The sequence below is a fragment of the Sphingomonas phoenicis genome (assembly GCF_047238005.1).
Taxonomy (GTDB): Bacteria; Pseudomonadota; Alphaproteobacteria; order Sphingomonadales; family Sphingomonadaceae; genus Sphingomonas.
Window position 1 is genome coordinate 3,622,243 of record NZ_JBDFMC010000002.1, and the last position, 19,752, is coordinate 3,641,994.

Genomic DNA, 19,752 nt, shown 5'->3' on the forward strand with positions numbered 1-19,752 from the left:
GCCGGATCGTCAGTGAAGCAGCAGGGTGGCGGCCACGGCAGCCGCGGCGGACAGGATAGCAACAGCCGCGTAGCGCCAGCCGCCGCCCAGCCTGACCACCTCGATCTGCTGCAATGGCGGGGCAGGTGGCTCGCCGCCGGGAACCGGATAGCGCGCTTCGATCCGGCGAACGAGGTCGGGCAGCCGGGCCAGTGTCTTCAGGTCGAGGATCAGGCGATCGGCGATGGCCGCTTCCGGACCCAGCTCGGTGCGGATCCATTCGCGGACGAAGGGAGCCGCCGAGTCCCACAGGTTGATCTCGGGATCGAGGCTGGTTGCCACACCCTCGACCATCACCATCGTCTTCTGGAGCAGCAGCAGGTGGGGCTGGGTCACCATGTCGAAATCGCGGGTGATCGAGAAGAGCCCATCGAGCATCATCCCGATCGACATGTCCTTCACCGGCAGCCCGCGCATCGGCTCGCCGACGGCGCGCAGCGCGGTGGCGAACTCCGCGACATTGTGGTGCGACGGGACGTAGCCCGCCTCGAAGTGGATTTCCGCGACCCGTTTGTAATTGCCGGTGATCAATCCGTAGAGGATCTCCGCCAGCCACACCCGCGCGCGTCGATCGATCCGGCCCATGATGCCGAAATCGATCGCGGCGATCCGGTCGCCGGGCAGGGCGAACAGATTGCCCTGATGCATGTCGGCGTGGAAGAAGCCCTCGGCGATCGCTTGGCGAAGAAACGCGCGCACCAGCGTCTGCGCCAGTTTCGGCAGGTCGTAGCCGGCGGCGAGCAACGCGGCGCGATCCGACAGCTTGATGCCGTCGATCCACTCGACCGTCAGCACCTTGGCGGTCGACCGCTGCCAGTCGATCGCGGGGACGACGAAGTCGGGCTCCGCCGTCATCGATTCGGCGAGCTCCGAAGCGGACGCGGCTTCGCGCCGGAAGTTCAGTTCGCGCATCGTCCAGCGGCGGAAGTTCTCGATGGTCAGCCGAGGGCGCAGGCGGCGTGCCTCCGGACTCAGCGCCTCGAGCTGCGCTGCCGCCCATTGATAGGTGTCGATGGCCCGGCCGAAATCCTCTTCGACGCCGGGCCGAAGCACCTTCACGGCGACCTGACGACCATCGGTCGTGACCGCACGGTGGACCTGCGCGATCGAGGCGGCGCCGACGGGCGTCTCCTCGATCCGGCTGAAGAGCAGCGCGGGATCGCGGCCCAGGCTGGCCCGGATGGCCTCGTGGATGGTCTCGAAGGCAACGGCGGGCAGCTGGTCCTGGAGGCGGAGCAGATCATGGGCGGCCGCTTCTCCGACCAGGTCGGGACGCGTCGCGAGGGTCTGGCCCAGCTTGATCGCGGCGGGTCCGATCGCCTGAAAGGCATCGGCGTAGCGGGGCACCTTCGGAACGCGCGCACCAATGCGGGCGACCCGGGCGAGGCGGCGCAGCGGCGTCGGTGTGTTCGGATCCCTCTCGATCCCGCTCAGCGCACCGTGGCGCGCGAGGATGCGGCCCCATCTCAGCAGGCGCCAGCCATGAACGATCGGCGATGTCACCGGGTCAGATCTTCCAGCCGCTGTGGATCGCGACCAGTCCGCCCATCATCGGCTCTACCCTGGTGTTCACGAAGCCGGCATCGCGGATCATCCCCTCGAAAGCAGGCATGGGCGGGAACCGGCGGATCGATTCGATGAGGTAGCGATAACTGTCGGCATCGCGGGCGAGCAACTGGCCCAGCCGCGGCACCAGGCGATGCGAGTAGACGTCGTAGACGTCGGCGAATCCGGGCCACTCCACCGTCGAGAATTCGAGGCAGAAGAACCGGCCGCCCCGGCGCAGGACGCGATGCGCCTCTTTCAGGGCGGCGGGGATGTCGGTGACGTTCCGGATGCCGAAGGCGATCGTGTAGGCGTCGAAGAACCGGTCCGGAAAGGTCAGTACCTCGGCATTGGCTTCCGTCCAGACCAGACCGTCGATGCCGCGCTTCTGCGCGCGGGTCATGCCGACATCCAGCATGGCCGGATTGATGTCGGCCACGGTGATCGACGCGCCGCTCGGCTCCATCCGGAACGCGATGTCGCCGGTGCCGCCCGCCATATCCAGGATCTGCTCGCCGTCACGGGGCTTCACCCGGCGGACGAAGCGGTCCTTCCACAGCCGGTGCATGCCGCCCGACATGGCGTCGTTCATCAGGTCGTAACTGCCCGCCACGCTGCGGAACACGCCGGTGACACGCGCGGTCTTCTCGGAGGGCGGGACGTCTTCGTAGCCGAAGGAGACGGTGTCGGTCATGCCCTGCCCCTAGCCGCGCCTTGTGGGCGGGGCAAACGCAACCTAGCTGATCGTCATGCCGGAACTTCCCGAAGTTGAGACGACCGTCCGCGGACTGACGCCGGTGCTTGCGGGGCGGCGGCTGACCCGCGTCGAGGCGCGTCGTGCCGATCTGCGGAAAGCCATCCCGGTCGACCTGCGCCAGCGGATGGAGGGGGCGACCATCGTCTCGCTGGGACGCAGGGCCAAATACGGCCTGATCGATACCGATCGCGGCGACACGATGATCTTCCACCTGGGCATGTCCGGCCGGTGGAGGGTCGATCCGGCCGAGACGCTGGTGCATGACCATCTGGTGATCGAAACCGAGGATGGCCGGCGGCTGGCCCTGAACGATCCACGGCGGTTCGGCTTTCTGGACCTCGTTTCGACCGAGGCGCTGGCGCTATACCCCCCGTTCGTGCCGATGGGGCCGGAGCCGTTGGGCGAGGATCTGACCGCCCAGCATCTGCTGACCGTGCTGGAAGGGCGCGCGGCGCCGATCAAGGCGATGCTGCTCGACCAGCGGATCGTTGCCGGGCTTGGCAACATCTATGTTTGCGAGGCGATGCACATGGCGGGAATCGCGCCCGATCGCGCAGCCGGGCGACTTTCGCTTCACCGGCTCGAACGGCTGGTGGTAGCGATTCGCACGGTGCTGCTGGCGGCGATCGAGGCAGGCGGATCGACGCTGCGCGATTTCGCGGCGCCGGACGGAGAACTGGGATATTTCTCCAAGCAGTTCCTGGTCTATGGTCGGGAAGGCGAGCCGTGCAGTTGTGGTAGCCGCGTGCGGCGGCGGGTCGAGTCGGGGCGGTCGACGTTCTGGTGTCCGCGCTGTCAGCGCGGTTGACCCGAAAGGTTGACCGACAGCGATGGAGGCGGTAAGGCGCGCCCCAACCGGAGAGCGTGGGACACCCTACGCTCCCTTTTTTCATTTTGGACCAAGGGACTGTCGATGGCGAACACGCCGCAAGCCAAGAAGCGTATCCGTCGCAACGAGCGTCGCGCCGAAATCAACGGTGCACGCGTTGGCCGCATCCGTACCTTCGTGAAGAAGGTCGAAGCCGCACTGGCGTCGGGCGACAAGGCAGCGGCGACCGCGGCATTGGCGGCGGTGCAGCCCGAGCTGCAGCGTGGCGTGTCGAAGGGCGTGCTCCACAAGAACACCGCGAGCCGCAAGTTCTCGCGTCTGACCAAGCGCCTTTCGGCGCTGGCCTGACAACACCGGTCGCCGCTCGTTCGGGGCGGTCTGGCGAACAGCCCGTCGGGAGCGATCCCGGCGGGTTTTTTCGTGTCTGGAGCGACGATGTTTCGCAGCACCGTGGAAATGGCGGAATTGCTGGGATTCCTGCCCCGAGCGCGTCCGCAAAGTGACGTATAATCCAGCAATATCAAGTGCTTATAAGAAAGTTTGACGGATTTCTGCGGCGGAAGGCGTGTCAATCCGGTTTATTTCATTTTTGTGGCCGCGACCGGGCTTGATCGCTGCCGCCGGGCCTTCATAAATGCCCCCACGCCATCGGTGACCACCGGGCGACATGACAGCAGACGAGCAAGGGCCGGGCATCCATGCGGGTGCCCAACGGGGGCTTATTGCCTGTGTGAACGATCGAACGGCGTAGCATGGTGCTTCGGCCGAGGGAGGGATGCGCGCGTGAGCCAATGGCAGCAGGGAACAGCGAGCGAACAGGCGAAGGCCTGGGCTCGCGTGCGTTCCTCGCTGCGCGAGTCGGCCGGTGGACGGGTGTTCGATCAGTGGCTGAAGCCGATCCAACTGATCGAGGACGACGAACCCGATACCGTCCGCCTCGCCCTGCCATCGGCGTTCATGACCAACTGGGTGCGCAGCCATTATGCCGAGCGGCTGCAGCTGGAATTTCGCCAGGTGCTGCCGATCATCCGCAACGTCGTCGTCGAGACGAGAGCACCCGGTTCGCAGCCGATCGCGTTGATGATCCAGGCGGAAGCCGAAGCTGACGCAGCCGGCAAGCCATCGGCTTCGATCGTTCCGCCCCCGGCACCGTCGGCCCCGGTCCGGGCGGGCGAGCCCGTCGAGCGGCCGGCGCTCGATGCGCGGCTGACATTCGATCGATTCGTCGTCGACCAGTCCAACCGGGTCGCCTTCAACGCCGCCCGGATCCTGGCGGAACCGGGTGAGCCGCGCTTCTCGCCGCTGTTTCTCCATTCCGGCACCGGACAGGGCAAGACCCATCTGATGCATGCCATCGGCCACGCCTTCCTGGCCCAGCACCCGGACGCCGTGGTGCTGTGCATGTCGGCCGAGCGGTTCATGTACGATTTCGTCGCGGCGATGCGGGCGCGGGATACCTTCGCGTTCAAGCAGCGGCTACGCTCCGCCGACCTGCTGCTGATCGACGATCTGCAATTCATCGCTGGCAAGGATGCGACGCAGGAAGAATTCTTCCACACGATCAACGAGCTGGTCGGGACCGGCAAGCGCCTGGTGATTGCCGCCGATCGGTCTCCGCAGGGGCTGGACGGGGTCGAGCCCAGGATCATCAGCCGACTGGGTGCAGGGCTGGTCGCGGACATCAAGCCGCCCGAGCTGGCATTGCGCCGCGCGGTACTGGAACGCCGGATCGCGGACCTGCCCGGTGCGGACATGCCGGTCGAGGTGATAGACCTGATCGCCCAGCGCATTCATACCAGCATCCGCGAGCTGGAAGGCGCGATGAACCGGGTCGTCGCCTATGCGCAGCTGACGGGCGAGCGGATCGACCTCGAGTTCGCGGTGCAGACACTGGGCGAGGCGCTGCGCGGAGCCGAGCGGCGGGTCACGATCGACGAGATCCAGAAGCTGGTGTCTGCCCATTTCGAGCTGAAGCCGCTCGACCTTGTCTCGTCCCGGCGAGCGCGGGCAGTCGCGCGGCCGCGGCAGATCGCCATGTATCTGGCCAAGCGGATGACGACTCGATCTTTGCCGGAGATCGGGCGCAAGTTCGGCGGGCGGGACCATTCGACCGTCATCCACGCGGTCAAGCGGATCGAGGAATTGCGCGACACGGATCGCGATGTCGATTCGGCGGTCCGTGTGCTGATGCGGGAGCTGGGTGCGTGATCCGCGCCGCCCGCTGGTTGGGGGCGGCGCTGGTCATGCTGCGGATCAGATTTGCAGGCCCACGGCCCGCTGCGCCGCCAGCAGAGTGGGGGCCGCCAGGGCCCGAGCGCGCGCAGCCCCGTCTTCGAGCGTCGCGGCAACGGCGGCGCGATCGTCCATCAACCGGATCAGCCGCTCGCGGATCGGGTCGAGCACGGCGACAGCGAGGTCGGCGAGCGCGGGTTTGAACGCACCGAAGCCCTGACCCGAGAACCGGTCCAGCACGACCGCCGTCTCGGTTCCCTCCAGTGCTGCATAAATCGTCACCAGATTGCGCGCTTCCGCACGGTCCGCCAGTTCGGCCATCGTCGCGGGCAGGGGCTCAGCATCGGTGCGCGCCTTGCGGATCTTCTGCGCGATGACGTCGGTCGGATCGGTCAGATTGATGCGCGATGCATCGGACGGGTCCGACTTCGACATCTTGGCGGTTCCATCGCGCAGCGACATGATCCGAGGGGCGCTGGGCGAGATGAAGGGCTCCGGCAGGACGAACAGGTCGGTCCCGAAGTCGAGGTTGAACTTGGTCGCAATGTCGCGTGCCAGTTCCAGATGCTGCTTCTGGTCGTCGCCGACCGGAACATGCGTCGCCTGATAAGCGAGGATGTCGGCCGCCTGCAGAACGGGGTAGGTGAAGAGGCCGACCGACGCGCCGTCGCGGTTCTTGCCGGCCTTGTCCTTCCACTGGGTCATCCGGTTCAGCCAGCCCATGCGCGCCGTACCCTGGAGGATCCAGCACAACTCGGCATGGGCAGGCACCCGGGCCTGGTTGAACAGGATCGCGCGGGCGGGGTCGATGCCCGCCGCGAGCAGCGTCGCCGCCATCTCGATCGTCGTCGCCGCGCGCTCGCGGGGATCGATCGCGACCGTCAGCGAGTGGAGATCCGCCAGGAAGAACAACGCCTCGCCGCCGCTGTCGACCAGCCGGTCCTGCATTGCTACCCACTGGCGGATCGCCCCGAGATAGTTGCCGAGGTGAAGGTTGCCGGTCGTCTGGATGCCGGAGACGATGCGCATGACAGTCCTTAGCGGAGGAAGGATTTCAGATCGCGGGGACGCAGCGCGCCCGTGGCGAAGACGGACGCCGCATAGACGAGCATGCCGGTGACGACCAGCACCAGCATCGCCGTCCAGCGCATCAGGCTGGTGCCCGTGACATAGGGCCGGAACAGGTCACCCATCGCGTACATGGCAGCGCCCATCAGGATGGCGGCGATCAGCATGCGCGGCACGCGACGGCGGAGCTGCGCATCGGCCGTGAAGTGGCCACGCCGCGACAGGCTGCGATAGAGCAGCGCGACGTTCACCGTGCTGGCGATCGCCGTGGCGAGCGGCGGGCCGACATGGCCCAGCGGATAGATGAAGGCGAGGTTGAGGACGAGGTTCACGACCATCGACATGGTGGCATACCGAACCGGCGTGCGCGTGTCCGACCGTGCATAGAAGCCGGGGGTCAGCACCTTGACGAGGATATAGCTGGGAAGACCGATCGAAAAGGCGGCGAGTGCCTGTGCGGTGTAGAGCGTGTCGGTGGCATCGAAGCGACCGTGCTGGAACAGCGCAGCCGCGATCGGTCCGCCGCAGACGATCAACGCTACGGTCGCCGGCAGGGTCAGGAACAATGCCAGTTCCATGCCGCGGTTCTGCATCGTCATCGCCGCCGCGTCTTCGCCGCGGCCGAGCAGGCGCGACACGCTGGGCAGCAGGACGGTGCCCAGCCCGATGCCGATCAGGCCGAGCGGCAGCTGGTTCAGCCGATCGGCGTAATAGATGTAGCTGACCGAGCCGTGCGGCAGGAACCGTGCCGCCAGCGCGGTGGAGACGACGAGGTTGATCTGCACCGCACCCGCTCCGGCGGCCGCTGGCCAGATGAGCGCCAGTAGCCGACGGACGTCGGGACCGAGCCGTGGCAGCTTCAGTCGCAGCATCACCCCGGCACGGCGGCAGGCCCACCACAACCATAGCAGCTGAAAGCCCCCAGAGACGGTGACGGCGATCGCCTGGTTGCGGGCGGTGAGCAGGGGATCGCCGCTGTGCACAAAGATCAGTGCCGCGATCAGCGTAAGGTTGAGGAGGATGGGCGCGGCCGCATTGACCCAGAAGCGGTGAAGCGAGTTCAGGATGCCGCCGAGCAGCGACACCAGGCTGATGAGCAGCAGATAGGGAAATGTCAGCCGGCAGAGTTCGACGACATAGGCGAACTGGCCCGGAGCTACATCCTTGAAGCCGAAGGTCAATGCCCAGGTAACCGGCCATGCCGCAACCTCGACGATCGCGGTCATCAGGATCAGGACCGGCAGCAGCACCGACAAGGCGTCTTCCGCAAAGGCGATACCATGCGGCAAGCCGCGCCCTTCGGCCTCCGCATCGCCCTCTGCCACCTTGCGGTTGAACATGGGGATGAATGCGGCGGAAAAGGCGCCTTCGGCGAAGAGGGCGCGAAACATGTTGGGCAGGCGGAACGCGATCAGGAACGCATCGGATGCGAAACCCGCGCCGACGAACCGGGCGAACAGCGAGTCACGCACCAACCCCAGCACCCGGCTGGCGAGCGTCAGCCCGCCCACCGAGCCGAGTGCCTTGGTGAGGTTCACCTTTGATCTCCGCCGGCGGAGATCAGGCCGTGCCGACCTCGCTGGTGGTCGGCTGCTGTGCCGCCTGCTGCAGGTAGAGCTGCCCGAAGTCGATTGGCTCCAGCAGCAGCGGCGGGAAGCCGCCGTCGCGCACCGCGTCGGCGAGTACGCGACGGGCGAACGGGAACAGCAGGCGCGGTGCCTCGCCCAGCATGAACGGCTGGATCTGGTCTGCGGGGACGTTGCGGAAGCCGAACAGCCCGGCGAACGACAGGTCGACGATGAAGGCGACCTGGCCGTCGATCTCCGCCCGCACGTCGATCTTCAGAACCACCTCGTGCACCTCGTCGGCGACCTGGCTGGCGCCGATGTTGAACTGCACGTCGATCGCCGGCTGCGCCTGCGTCTGGAAGATGGCGGGCGCGTTCGGGTTCTCGAAGCTGAGATCCTTGGTGTACTGCGAGATCAGGCCGGCGGCAGGAGCGGTGTCGGCGCCGTTCGCGATGGGCTGCGCCGACGCGCCGTTGTCGAGTTCGTCCATGTCGGTCTTCCTTCAAGTGGAGGGGGCAGATGGAGGGGGAGCGAAGCGGCCTGCTTGCGCGTTTCGTCCGATCGGGCGCGACTAGCAGCGGCCGTTTGCAGTTTCAACGGGCCGGGTTTGAATAGCGGCCGACATACGCCTATGTGAGAGGCGAAGATCGGAGGCCTAGTGCTCTACGTAGTTGTGTTCGCGATGATCGCTGCCTTTGTGGCGCTGAGGCTTTACGGCGTGCTGGGCAAGCGCACCGGCCATGAGCAGCAGCCCTTGCCACGCGCGGCGGAAGATCGGCCGGCAGCGTCTGCGCTCCCCCGAACCGTCGATGCCGTTGCCGAGGTGCGGGAGCGCGCCGACCGCAATATCGAACCCAAGGCCGAGCAGGGGCTGCGGGCCGTGATCGCTGGAGAGCCCGGGTTCGACGTCGCCCAGTTCCTGCAGGGCGCCAAGGGTGCCTATCGCATGGTGCTGGAAGCGTTCTGGCGCGGCGACGAGGCGGCGCTCGCCGATCTGGTGGCGCCCGACGTGCGAGCCGCCTTCGCCGAGGCGATCGCGCAGCGGCGAGAATCCGGCGAGACGCTGGACAACCGGCTGGTGACGATCGAGCGGGCAGTGATTGCCGATGCGCAACTGATGGGTCGGGATGCGCGGATCGCGGTCCGGTTCGATGCCGATATCGCGGCAGTCACGCGGAATGCGGAAGGTCAGGTGATCGCCGGGTCGCTGACCGATGCGGTCGAGACGCACGATGTGTGGACGTTCAGCCGGACGCTGAAGAGCACCGATCCCAACTGGACGCTTGCCGACACCGACGAGGCTTGAGGGGTTGTCGACGCCGGAGGGAAAGGTAGCGGGTCGTCGGACGATTCCGCTGCTGGGGCTTGCATTGGCATCGCTTCTCGGGGCGTGTGTTGGTGGTGGAATGCCACCACCCGCCGTGGAACGCGGTGCTGTTGTCCCTGAAAGGCCTGTCCGCCATCACCTGACGCGCGGCGACGAGGCGCCGAATGTTCGCGGGGCGACCGGGCGGATCGTAGCGGCGACGCCCTTTCCGGTTGTTCCGGTGACGATGCCGGCCGGTGTCGTCACGGCGCGCCAGGCGGGTGTAATCGGTGGTCCGCCGGTCGGAAGTCTGCCGTTCACTGATGCACAGGCGACGGCGGCACGCGACGCGTTTGCGCGGTCCTGCCCCGGGTTGATGCGGCGCGCGGACGGGTCCGGACTGACCAGCGGCAGCGACTGGCAGGCTGCCTGCACCGCGGCAGCGGCGGGCGGTGACGCCCGCGCCTTTTTCGCAAGATGGTTCGAGACTGTGCAGGTCGGCGACGGCAAGCTGTTCGCCACGGGCTATTACGAGCCGGAAATTCGCGGCTCGCTGGAGCGGCGACCGGGATATGACGTTCCCGTCTATGGCCGTCCCCCCGATCTGGTCGATGTCGATCTGGGCAAATTTTCCGACGACCTGAAGGGCAAGACCGTCCGCGGACGAGTGCAGGGCAAGGCCCTGATACCCTATTACGATCGGACGGAGATCGAGCAGGGCGCCATCGCCCGAACGGCGCCGGTGCTCGCCTGGGCGGCTGATCCGGTCGAGCTCTTCTTTCTGCAGATACAGGGGTCAGGCAGACTGCGGTTGCCGGACGGCAACGTGCTGCGGATCGGCTACGACACCCAGAACGGCCGCAGCTATACGGGCATCGGCAGCCTGATGCGACAGCGGGGATTGCTCGCACCGGGCCAGGCATCGATGCAGGGCATCGTCGCCTGGCTCCATGCGCACCCCAACGAAGGCCAGGCCCTGATGCGGGAGAACAAGAGCTTCGTCTTCTTCCGCGAACTGGATGGCCCTCCGCAGGGTGCGATGGGTTACGCTGTGACAGGGCAGATCAGCGCGGCCGCCGATCCGAAGTTCGTTCCCCTGGGTGCGCCGGTCTTCCTGTCGGCCGACCGCGCGGATGCGACGGGGCTGTGGGTCGCCCAGGACACGGGTGGTGCGATCAAGGGCGCCAACCGCTTCGATACCTTCTGGGGAGCGGGGCCGCTCGCAGAGACGGTTGCGGGCGGCATGTCGGCGCGCGGCACGGCGTTCCTCCTGCTGCCGATCGGCACTGTCGCGCGGCTGAACGCGGGAGCGGCAGGTGCGACGCCTCTACCCTGACGAATCGCAGGCATGGGGCAGGGTGATGGCCACGGTGCGACCGCTTCGACCCACGCTGCCTGCTCCCAGCCCGGCGATCGCAAAAGCGCCGGTGCCGGTCGTGAAGCAGGAGCCGATCACGTCCAAGCCGGCCGCCCGTCCGGTGATCAGGCCACTCCGCCAACCGCCGACGGCGATAACCGCCAAGGCGCCGCCGCAGAACAATCTGGACGGATCATGGGACCGGCGGCTGAGCCGCGGGATCGTGTCGCCGGACAGTTCGATCGACCTGCACGGGCATACGCTGGCGTCGGCTCACTCGATGCTGGATGCTGGGCTGGACCGCGCGATCCGTCGCGGCGACCGCGTCCTGCTGCTGGTGACGGGAAAGCCGCCCCGGCCGGAGAGCGAACGGCCGCACGCGCGCGGCGCGATCCGGGCGGCGGTGGCGGACTGGCTGGCGGCGTCGCGACATGCCGATGCCATTGCGGCGGTACGCGGAGCCCATCCGCGCCATGGCGGCCTGGGCGCTCTCTATATCGTGCTCAGGCGCCCGCGCGGCGGATGATCCCGGCATAGATGTCGGTCAATGCATGCAAATCGTCGGTCGCCACCGCCTCGTCGACTTGATGCATGGTGGCGTTGAGCAGCCCGAATTCCACCGTCGGGCACATGCGGGACAGGAAGCGAGCATCCGAGGTGCCGCCGGTGGTCGACAGTTCGGCGGTCAGACCGGTACGGTCGTGTATCGCGGCCGATACCATCGCCGACAAGGGGCCGGGGGGCGTCAGGAATGCTTCGCCGGAAATGCGAGCGATGATCGTCGCGCCATGATCGGCGGCCATCGACCGGATCCGCTCGACCAATTCTTCGCCTCCATGTTCGTCGTTGAAGCGGATCGACAATCTTGCCTGCGCCTGCGCAGGGATCACGTTGGTGGCGGGGTTGCCAACATGCAGGTCGGTGATCTCGATGTTGGACGGCTGAAACCAGCGATTACCGGCGTCGAGGGTGATCGCCTCGATCCGGACGAGCAGCGCGACGAGCCGCGGCACCGGATTGTCGGCGAGGTGGGGATAGGCGACGTGACCCTGGCGGCCTTTCACCGCGATCCAGATATTGACCGATCCTCGACGTCCGATCTTGATCGTATCACCCAGCCTCCCAGCCGAGGTGGGCTCGCCGACCAGGCATAGTTCAGGACGGATGCCGCGTGCCGCCATCCGGTCGATCAGCGCGATAGTCCCGTAGGTCGCGGGTCCCTCCTCGTCGCCGGTGACGATCAGGGTAAGTTGCGCCTGCCGCTCGCGCGCGGCGGCGGCAACGAAGGCGGCGACAGCTCCCTTCATGTCCACCGCTCCGCGGCCATAGAGCAGGCCACCGCGGACCTCGCCCGACCAGGGTGATCCGGACCAGCCATCACCAGCGGGAACGACATCCAGATGGCCGGCAAAGGCGAGATGCCGGCCAGTGCCGTTACGGGTGGCGAGCAGGTTCTCGACCGGGCCATCCGGCGCCTCGCCCGCCATGAAACGGTCGATCGAGAAGCCGATCGGCGCGAGTGCCGCCTCAAGCACGTCGAACACCGCGCCGCTGGCGGGAGTGACGCTGTCCGCGCGGATCAACGATGCGGCGAGATGGAGCGGATCGGTTGTCGTCGTCATGCGATGATGCTTGGACGACGACGTGCGACGGATGCTCCGTCAGCCATCGAAACAGGCGGTGACACTTCGATCATCAGGTGCCGGGACGCTCCATGGGCTGTTCATACTGCTGGATGACCCAATCCTCTTCCTGCGCACCGGCGATCCAGTCCTGCATCCAGCGATGACCCAGAATGGCCTGGATATAACCGGCGGCAAAGCGGGCGATCGGCAGCTGCCAGGTGACGATGCGCGTCACGACCGGTGCGAACATGATGTCGGCGGCCCCGAATTCGCCGAACAGATAGTCGCCGCCGCCGCCGAACCTCGCCCGCGCCTGTGCCCATAATTCCATGACCCTGCCGAGTTCGGCGATCACATCGTCGTCGGGACGCGCGGCCGGGAAGACCTGACGGATGTTCATCGGATGCTTGCGGCGCAGGTTCTGGAAAGACGAATGCATCTCTGCCGCCATGGATCGGGCCATGGCGCGAGCGACCTCGTCGGTCGGCCAGAAGCGGTCGCGACCGACCTTGTCGGCGAGGTAGTCGACGATCGCCAGGCTGTCCCAGACCACCGCCTCTCCGTCCCACAGGATCGGTACCTTGCCGGAGGACGGAGCGAACTCGTCACCCTCGCGCCGGCGATCCCACTCCGCGTCGTAGAGCGGGACGACGACTTCCTGGAACGGGAGCCCCGACTGTTTGCAAGCCAGCCAGCCGCGCAGCGACCAGGAGGAGTAGGCCTTGTTGCCGATGATGAGCTTCATGGCCACGGCCTAGCCGCCGCACCGGAAAGCGGCAACCGCGCGATGCACGATCAGCGGCGGGCCGACTTTCTAGCCAGCATCGGCGCGCGATTACCGTCGGTCATCGCGATCGGCTTGATCGTGCCATCGGCGGCGTAGACGACGCGATCGATCGCCACCTGCCGCTCGCCCTTGAAGGGGGCGGGACCGGGCGGCTGTTCCCAACGATGATACACGATCAGGGTTTGACCCCCAGGTGTCAGGACGAAGCTGTGATGCCCCGGCCCCTGATGCTGTCGATCGCTGGTCAGAATGGCGCCGCGGTAACGCCACGGGCCGGTCGGCGAGGGACCGGTGGCGTAGTGGACCGAGTAATCCGGGCCGTTGAAGCGGCCATGACTGTACGAGAGATAGTAGGTGCCGTTGCGTTCATGCATGAACGCCCCTTCGGTGAACTGGGGCGGCTGATCGACGGGTACTTCGCGCGCCAGACTGGTCATGTCGCGGTTCATCTCCCAGACGCGCAGCTTCGCGCCGGCGCTACCCCCGGCATATAGGTAAGACTTGCCGGAACGGGGATCGGTGAAGACCATCGGATCGATCGCCTCGAACCCGTTGCCGCCGGTGACCAGCGGGCGTCCGATGTCGGTGTATGGCCCCTCCGGACGGTCGGCCACGGCCACGCCGATCCTGCTGGGTGTCGGGTTCTGCGGACCGACCGAGAAGTAGAGGAACCATTTGCCATCGCGGTTGGCAACGCCGGGCGCCCACAGGAAATGCTCGCGGGCGCCGTCGTCGCGGATCCAGCCGATCCGGTCGATCCGCAACAGCTCGCCGCGCGAGCGCCACGTCTTCAGGTCGCGCGACGAGAAGGCGCCGAAGCGGTCGGCCGCCCAGCTGCCGCCCGGCCCTCCGGTAGGGAACACCCACATCTCGTCATCGATCATCACGGCGTGCGGATCGGCACCCTCGAATTGCGGATTGCGGGCCAGGGCCATGCTGCCGATTGCCGCCGCGGCGGCGATGCCGAGTGCGGCGGGGCGGAGCGGACGCGAGCGGATGTTCATCTGTTTCGTTCCCTTCAGAAGCGGAACCGGACGCCCAGCGAGTAGACCCGCTCGAGATAGACGACCTGACGGGCGAATTCATCCCCGGCGTCGTTGAACACGCGCCCGCGCTTCAGCGGATTGCCGAGCAGGTTCACGATGTCGAACGCCAGGGTCACGTTCGGGATCGGCGTCACCGTGGTCGAGAAATCGAGCTGGCCACGACCCTTCTCCACGATCGCGCCGGTACGTGGCGCATTGTTCGAGTCGACATCGAGATTCACGACGCCATATTCCACGACGAAGTCCGACCGATAATTGTAGGCCAGCCGGGCGGAGAAGAACGGTCGTTCGTACAGGCCGACGAGGTTGCCCGACCATTTGGACACGCCGGTGAACCGCAGGTTCCGGCCCGCGACGTTGGGCGAGTCGCCCAGTCCCGAAGGGAGATCGCCGCTGGAATCGACGTACGTGCCGTTCGCCTGAAGGCCGAACCCCTTGGCCCAGTCCGGCAACCCGTCGATGTCGAGGAAGCTGGTGAACTGGACCTCGGCACCCTGGAATCGCGTCTTGCCGGTATTCTCGGGCAGGTTCAGCCGCGATGGGCCGTAGCCGATGTCGACAGGCTCCCGGTTCACCCGCGAGATGAATCCCAGCGCATCGCGGCGGAAAACCGCCGCGGTGAACGACCCGGCACGCGAGAAGTACCATTCCAGACTGATGTCGTAATTGTCCGAGGTCAGCGGCCGAAGATCGGGGTTGCCACCGGTGATATTCCGCAGATTGCTGGTGATGCATTGCGGCAGCGACGGGTTCGCCTGGCATTCGGGCGAAATCGTCGGCGGCGGCCCGACGGTCAGCGTCGGGTTGAGATCGAAGAAGTTGGGCCGCGTCCGCGTCTGGTTGTAGTTCAGGCGCAACTGCACCTCCGGCGTGAACTGGATGCGCGCGCTGGCATTGGGCAGATAGTCGGTATAGTCGTTCCGCGCGGTGGTCGGCACGAAGGTCGGCGTACCCGTGCCTGTCGTCTCGTCGCGGACGAAGCCGCTGATCCGCGTTCTGGTCTTGATCGCGCGAAGACCGATCAGGCCATCGATCGACATGGTGTCGCCGAGGTCGAACCCGTACTTGAGCTGCGCGTAGGCCGCATACGCCTTTTCGTTTGCGGTGAAGTTCTCGGTCGGGTTGAACGCCGGCAGGCCTTCCGGCGCCTGGAAGAAGGCGCGAAGCTCCGGCAGGTTGTCGCGGATGCTGGCCGACGAGATGCCGGCAAACGTCCGCACGCCGAAGGTGTTGTTGTAGGTGAAGGCCGGACGCGTGTTCTGGACCGTGACCGGCAGCGACGAGATCGGGATGCGCAGATCGGGCACGAGCGTGCCGTTGATGGTGTTGACATAGGGAGCTCCACGATCACGGGTGGCGTCGCGATCGTTGTAGCGGACACCGACCTGAATCCGCTTCAGGAAGCCTTCATCGAACTCATACTGCGCGTCCGCGCGGCTCTGAATGTCTTTGCCGCTGACGACCAGATACTCCTGGAACAGGCCGCGCGCGATGTAGTTCGAGGGATCGGTGGCGTCGAAGTTGAGGAAATTGAAGCTGGGACCCCCGTCCGTACCCGGTGAGTCGAAGACGACGTTGCGGGCCGGCGAGCTGCCGAAGGCGTAGTCGATGTTGACCAGATCGAACGTGTACTTGCTGTCCGTGTAGGCGATATCGCCGGACAGCTGAAGGTTGCCGCTTTTCCACACCGCGCCGCCGCCCGCCTGAAAGGTGTCGGTCTTGCCGTTGGCGGAGGTGTAGTAGCCGTCAGGCGCGCTGGCCCCTACGACCGTCGCACTCTGCGCCACCGTCGGACGGTCGGCACGGGTGGTCAGGTTGTCGAGCCGGAAGTCCGCGCCGCCGAAGATCGGCACGAACATCCACTGATTGGTGTCCTTGCCCCGATAGCCCTGATAGAGGCCATCGATATAGATCTCCAGGCCTGCGGCGGGACGCCACTGGAACGCGGCGTTGGCGGACGGGCGATAGCGATCGCCATTGCTGGTGAATCGCCCCTGCGCATCGGGATAGCGGACGCCCGCCACCGATGCGTTGGCCGCGTTCGTCGTGCCGATCACGACGGATTGCTCGCGCGTCGCATCGAGATAGTTCAAACCCACATAGGACGCGTTCACCAGCAGGCCCATTTCGCCCAGACCGGTCTCCCACCGGTCGCTGACCAGCAGGTTACCGTTCCAGGTCAGGCGGCCGGAATGCTCCCAGTTGACCCCGTTCAGCGATCCCGACATCTCGAAACCGTTGAAATCGAACGGTCGCCGGCCACGGACATTGACCTGGCCGCCGATGCCGCCCTCGATCAGGTTCGCCGTGCCGTTCTTGTAGACTTCCAGCGCGGCCACGGTGCCTGCGGGGAAATCCTGAATGGCCACGAAGCGGCCTTCGGCGGTGAAGATCTCCCGTCCATTATAGGTCGTACTGATATCCGGCAGGCCGCGGATCTGGACGCCAGCCGCTTCGCCCGCGCCGCGCGTCACCTGAACGCCGGACACGCGCGCCAGCGCGGCAGAGGCGAAAGTGTCGGGCAGCTTGCCGATATCCTCTGCCACGATCGCATCGACGATCCCGTCCGAGTTGCGCTTGATCGCCTGGGCGGATTGCAGGCTGCGACGGAGGCCGGTGACGATGATCTCTTCGTTTTCGGTCGGACTCTCCTGCACCGACGGCTGCGGTACGGATGGGTTCGCGTTCTGGTCGGACGCGGTGGTTGGTTTGGGTAGATCCTGGCCCTGGCCGGCGCGTACCGGCGCATTGGCCTGGGATTGGGCGATCGCCGGCGCTGCGGCGCTAACGGCAAGGATCGCTGCGGATGCGCGTAGAGCTGTTTTGACCTTCATGGTCCTCCCCCTTCGACATGTGGATCCACGGTGTTCCGTGCAGATCGGTGCAAAATACCTAGTACAAAATCTGCTAAAATGCGGTCGAACAGGAGGCAATAGCGTGGATCAACGATGAGGCGGGTTTCGCGTCATTTGACTCTTGTCCGACAATTATGTTTCCGGGTGTTGCAGTTTGGCCACGGTGTCCGGACGGGCGCGCCGTGTTCAAATCCATGCACTCGCAGACGGTTGAAGGCATTGCGGGGGCTGGAAGCAGTTAAATCGAAAACGGCGATGGCTAAGGGATTCGAGTGGAACAATGTGGTTCGACAATCCGACAAACCGGCGACATTATAGGTCCGAAGCGCGGACGGGATCGTTTATGTCGGACACAGTCGGGTGTCTTGTCGAACGTCACTCCGTCGCGCCCCGCGCCCTCCAACCACGGAGGGGTGGGGAAAAAGCCGAATAGGGAGAGTGGGATGCAGCGAAGGTCCGGCAAGCAAGATCCTGGAACGACCATCCTGCCTCCGGGCTCGCCGTCGAGAGCGACCGGATATTGGCGGAGCGTCGATATGAAGATGGTGAGGCACACATTGTTCGCCGCGGTCGCGCTGTGCGCCATGACCGGTCAGCCCGCGGCGGCACGCGGGCGCTGGACCGAGGCGCAGGCGAATGACTGGTACGCTCGCCAGCCATGGCTGATCGGCTCGAACTTCGCACCGGCAACCGCCATCAACCAGCTGGAGATGTGGCAAGCGGCGACGTGGGATCCCAAGCGCATCGATTACGAACTGGGGCTGGCGCAAGGCATCGGCATGAACACGATGCGCGTGTTCCTGCATGACCAGTTGTGGCAGCAGGATTCGGAAGGGTTCAAACGGCGGATCGACGAGTTCCTGACGATGGCGCAGCGCCATGGAATAAAGCCGCTGTTCGTGCTGTTCGACAGCTGTTGGGACCCCGATCCACGACTGGGGCCGCAACACCCGCCGATCCCCGGTGTCCACAATTCTGGCTGGGTGCAGGGGCCGGGAATGGCCGGACTGCGCGATCGCAGCCGCTATCCGCAGTTCAAGGCCTATGTCCAGGGCGTGATCGGGGCTTTCGCCAACGACGATCGCGTGCTCGGCTGGGATCTGTGGAACGAGCCGGATAACGGCGCCGATCAGTACAAGGGGCAGGATGGCAAGGAGCCGCTGGTCCGTGCACTGCTGGCCCAGGTTTTCGAATGGGCGCGCGACGCCGATCCGACCCAACCGCTGACCTCCGGCGTCTGGCTGGGCGATGACTGGACGCCCGGCGGCAAGTCGTCTCCGATGGAGAAGCTGCAACTCGCGCAGTCCGACGTCGTCACGTTCCACGATTACAGCTGGCCCGAGACGTTCGAGCGGCGGATACGCCAGTTGCTGCCCTACAAGCGGCCGATCATCTGCACCGAATATATGGCGCGGGGCAACGGATCGACGTTCGACGGGTCGCTCCCGATCGGCAAGCGATACAATGTCGGCATGATGAACTGGGGGTTCGTCGACGGGAAGACGCAGACGCGCTTGCCGTGGGACAGCTGGCAAAAGCCGTATGTGATGGCCGAGCCGACGATCTGGTTTCACGAGGTGTTCCGGAATGACGGCACGCCTTACCGTCAGGCGGAAACCGACCTGATCCGCCGACTGAGTGCGGCGCCGAAAGGCGTGGTGCCGGCCGCGACCGGCCCCGTGCCCGAGCCGCGGCGACCGCGCCGGAAGTGACGGGGCAGAGGCGGGCCATGCGGCACTGGTGGATGGCGGCGCTGCTGATGGCGGGTGCACCCGGCGCGGCGCAGCAGCGCTCACCGGAGGGCGACGTGTCGCCGGTCCACGATCCGGTGATCATCCGGGAGGGTGGCACCTATCACGTCTTTTCCACGGGATTGGGGAAGGGGCCGCACGGCATTATCGCTTCGCGCACTTCTGCGGACCTGACGACCTGGCGCCTGGGTGCCCCGCCGTTCGATCGCCTTCCGGACTGGGCGATCAGGGCGGTCCCCGGCGCCACCAACATGTGGGCTCCGGACATCGCGCGGGTGAATGGCCGTTACCGGCTATATTATGCGGTATCGACGTTCGGATCGAACCGCTCGGCGATCGGCCTGGCAACCAGTCCGACGCTCGATCCCGCCGCGCCGGCATATGGCTGGCGTGACGAAGGGCTGGTGGTCATGTCGCAGCCCGGCGACGACTTCAACGCGATCGATCCTGCGTTCGTGGCGGACGGGCAGGGGCGGCACTGGTTGTCCCTCGGTAGTTTCTGGACCGGGCTGAAGCTGTTCGAGCTGAACCCGGCGACCGGCAAGCTGCTCGATCCCAAGGCCGCGCCTCGCACGATCGCGGCGCGGCAAGTGCCCCGCGGCGCGCCATCGGCGATTGAGGCGCCCTACATTTTCCGACACGGCGACTATTACTGGCTGCTCGCTTCCTATGATTATTGCTGCAAGGGGGTGAACAGCACCTATTACACGGTGATCGGCCGGTCGAGGCGGGTGGAGGGACCCTATCTGGGCAAGGACGGGAGCTCGATGACGCACGGTGGCGGCACGATCCTGCTGCGCGCCGACCTGCAGGAGAAGGAGGGGTTCCGCGGCCCCGGGCATGCCGGTCATCTTCGTGACGCCGACGGCACCGACATCCTGGTCTATCACGCCTATGATCGCGAAAACCGGGGGGCACCGACGCTCCGCATCGCGCCGCTTCGCTGGGGCAGCGACGGATGGCCGACCGCGATACCGCAATGACGAA

The 19,752-nt window shown here is 66.1% G+C and carries 17 protein-coding genes; 8 read left to right on the plus strand and 9 right to left on the minus strand.

Annotated elements, in window-relative coordinates; translation table 11 throughout:
• Window positions 1–9: 9 nt before the first annotated feature.
• On the minus strand, window positions 10–1,542 hold the full coding sequence (ubiB, locus tag ABC319_RS18085; RefSeq protein WP_413071548.1) for a 2-polyprenylphenol 6-hydroxylase: 1,533 nt from the start codon (window positions 1,540–1,542) through the stop codon (window positions 10–12).
• 4 nt (window positions 1,543–1,546) lie between these two features.
• A complete protein-coding gene (locus tag ABC319_RS18090) occupies window positions 1,547–2,278 on the minus strand; it encodes a class I SAM-dependent methyltransferase (protein ID WP_413071549.1) in 732 nt (243 codons plus the stop codon).
• A 55-nt stretch (window positions 2,279–2,333) separates the two neighbouring features.
• Between ABC319_RS18090 and mutM the strand changes: the two genes are divergently transcribed.
• From mutM to dnaA, 3 genes are all read left to right on the plus strand, one after another.
• Complete coding sequence (mutM, locus tag ABC319_RS18095) at window positions 2,334–3,149, plus strand: bifunctional DNA-formamidopyrimidine glycosylase/DNA-(apurinic or apyrimidinic site) lyase (protein WP_413071550.1); 816 nt, start codon at window positions 2,334–2,336, stop codon at window positions 3,147–3,149.
• Between the two features lie 105 nt (window positions 3,150–3,254).
• Window positions 3,255–3,518, plus strand: coding sequence for a 30S ribosomal protein S20 (gene rpsT / locus ABC319_RS18100; RefSeq protein ID WP_413071551.1), 264 nt, complete (start codon window positions 3,255–3,257; stop codon window positions 3,516–3,518).
• A gap of 435 nt (window positions 3,519–3,953) precedes the next feature.
• Entirely contained in the window at window positions 3,954–5,378 is a 1,425-nt protein-coding gene (gene dnaA / locus ABC319_RS18105; protein ID WP_413071552.1) for a chromosomal replication initiator protein DnaA, read from the plus strand.
• A 45-nt stretch (window positions 5,379–5,423) separates the two neighbouring features.
• Here the strand turns inward: dnaA and trpS are convergent, their stop codons facing one another.
• The 3 genes from trpS to secB are packed head-to-tail and all read right to left on the minus strand — an operon-like array spanning window position 5,424 to window position 8,528.
• A complete protein-coding gene (trpS, locus tag ABC319_RS18110) occupies window positions 5,424–6,431 on the minus strand; it encodes a tryptophan--tRNA ligase (RefSeq protein ID WP_413071553.1) in 1,008 nt (335 codons plus the stop codon).
• 8 nt (window positions 6,432–6,439) lie between these two features.
• Complete coding sequence (gene murJ, locus ABC319_RS18115; RefSeq protein ID WP_413071554.1) at window positions 6,440–8,008, minus strand: murein biosynthesis integral membrane protein MurJ; 1,569 nt, start codon at window positions 8,006–8,008, stop codon at window positions 6,440–6,442.
• A 22-nt stretch (window positions 8,009–8,030) separates the two neighbouring features.
• Window positions 8,031–8,528, minus strand: coding sequence for a protein-export chaperone SecB (gene secB, locus ABC319_RS18120; protein ID WP_413071555.1), 498 nt, complete (start codon window positions 8,526–8,528; stop codon window positions 8,031–8,033).
• A 168-nt stretch (window positions 8,529–8,696) separates the two neighbouring features.
• Between secB and ABC319_RS18125 the strand changes: the two genes are divergently transcribed.
• The 3 genes from ABC319_RS18125 to ABC319_RS18135 all read left to right on the plus strand — a co-directional run bounded on the left by ABC319_RS18125 (window position 8,697) and on the right by ABC319_RS18135 (window position 11,227).
• On the plus strand, window positions 8,697–9,344 hold the full coding sequence (locus ABC319_RS18125) for a Tim44/TimA family putative adaptor protein (protein WP_413071556.1): 648 nt from the start codon (window positions 8,697–8,699) through the stop codon (window positions 9,342–9,344).
• 247 nt (window positions 9,345–9,591) lie between these two features.
• Window positions 9,592–10,680, plus strand: a complete 1,089-nt coding sequence (gene mltA / locus ABC319_RS18130) for a murein transglycosylase A (protein ID WP_413071756.1) — start codon at window positions 9,592–9,594, stop codon at window positions 10,678–10,680.
• On the plus strand, window positions 10,661–11,227 hold the full coding sequence (locus tag ABC319_RS18135) for a Smr/MutS family protein (RefSeq protein WP_413071557.1): 567 nt from the start codon (window positions 10,661–10,663) through the stop codon (window positions 11,225–11,227). Before mltA ends, ABC319_RS18135 begins: the two co-directional genes overlap by 20 nt.
• Here the strand turns inward: ABC319_RS18135 and dapE are convergent.
• The 4 genes from dapE to ABC319_RS18155 form a co-directional block, all read right to left on the minus strand.
• On the minus strand, window positions 11,205–12,323 hold the full coding sequence (dapE, locus tag ABC319_RS18140) for a succinyl-diaminopimelate desuccinylase (protein WP_413071558.1): 1,119 nt from the start codon (window positions 12,321–12,323) through the stop codon (window positions 11,205–11,207). The two genes, ABC319_RS18135 and dapE, sit on opposite strands and share 23 nt — an antisense overlap.
• A 73-nt stretch (window positions 12,324–12,396) precedes the next feature.
• Window positions 12,397–13,071, minus strand: coding sequence for a glutathione S-transferase family protein (locus ABC319_RS18145; RefSeq protein WP_413071559.1), 675 nt, complete (start codon window positions 13,069–13,071; stop codon window positions 12,397–12,399).
• A gap of 50 nt (window positions 13,072–13,121) precedes the next feature.
• The gene (locus ABC319_RS18150; protein ID WP_413071560.1) at window positions 13,122–14,117 is read right to left on the minus strand and encodes a family 43 glycosylhydrolase; all 996 of its coding nucleotides are present in this window, start codon (window positions 14,115–14,117) and stop codon (window positions 13,122–13,124) included.
• 14 nt (window positions 14,118–14,131) lie between these two features.
• Window positions 14,132–16,993, minus strand: a complete 2,862-nt coding sequence (locus ABC319_RS18155) for a TonB-dependent receptor (protein ID WP_413071561.1) — start codon at window positions 16,991–16,993, stop codon at window positions 14,132–14,134.
• A gap of 563 nt (window positions 16,994–17,556) precedes the next feature.
• On the opposite strand from ABC319_RS18155, the gene ABC319_RS18160 reads away from it, so the two are divergent.
• Both ABC319_RS18160 and ABC319_RS18165 read left to right on the plus strand, forming a co-directional pair.
• The gene (locus tag ABC319_RS18160) at window positions 17,557–18,726 is read left to right on the plus strand and encodes a cellulase family glycosylhydrolase (protein WP_413071757.1); all 1,170 of its coding nucleotides are present in this window, start codon (window positions 17,557–17,559) and stop codon (window positions 18,724–18,726) included.
• A gap of 32 nt (window positions 18,727–18,758) precedes the next feature.
• The gene (locus ABC319_RS18165) at window positions 18,759–19,748 is read left to right on the plus strand and encodes an arabinan endo-1,5-alpha-L-arabinosidase (RefSeq protein WP_413071758.1); all 990 of its coding nucleotides are present in this window, start codon (window positions 18,759–18,761) and stop codon (window positions 19,746–19,748) included.
• Window positions 19,749–19,752: the final 4 nt, after the last annotated feature.

Coding starts and splice junctions, on each gene's coding strand:
- ABC319_RS18160 (WP_413071757.1), top strand. CDS start 17,557: ATGGTGAGGCACACATTGTTCGCCGCGGTCGCGCTGTGCGCCATGACC.
- trpS (WP_413071553.1), bottom strand. CDS start 6,431: ATGCGCATCGTCTCCGGCATCCAGACGACCGGCAACCTTCACCTCGGC.
- secB (WP_413071555.1), bottom strand. CDS start 8,528: ATGGACGAACTCGACAACGGCGCGTCGGCGCAGCCCATCGCGAACGGC.
- mutM (WP_413071550.1), top strand. CDS start 2,334: ATGCCGGAACTTCCCGAAGTTGAGACGACCGTCCGCGGACTGACGCCG.
- ABC319_RS18145 (WP_413071559.1), bottom strand. CDS start 13,071: ATGAAGCTCATCATCGGCAACAAGGCCTACTCCTCCTGGTCGCTGCGC.
- ABC319_RS18155 (WP_413071561.1), bottom strand. CDS start 16,993: ATGAAGGTCAAAACAGCTCTACGCGCATCCGCAGCGATCCTTGCCGTT.
- ABC319_RS18150 (WP_413071560.1), bottom strand. CDS start 14,117: ATGAACATCCGCTCGCGTCCGCTCCGCCCCGCCGCACTCGGCATCGCC.
- ABC319_RS18090 (WP_413071549.1), bottom strand. CDS start 2,278: ATGACCGACACCGTCTCCTTCGGCTACGAAGACGTCCCGCCCTCCGAG.
- ABC319_RS18165 (WP_413071758.1), top strand. CDS start 18,759: ATGGCGGCGCTGCTGATGGCGGGTGCACCCGGCGCGGCGCAGCAGCGC.
- dapE (WP_413071558.1), bottom strand. CDS start 12,323: ATGACGACGACAACCGATCCGCTCCATCTCGCCGCATCGTTGATCCGC.
- mltA (WP_413071756.1), top strand. CDS start 9,592: ATGCCGGCCGGTGTCGTCACGGCGCGCCAGGCGGGTGTAATCGGTGGT.
- rpsT (WP_413071551.1), top strand. CDS start 3,255: ATGGCGAACACGCCGCAAGCCAAGAAGCGTATCCGTCGCAACGAGCGT.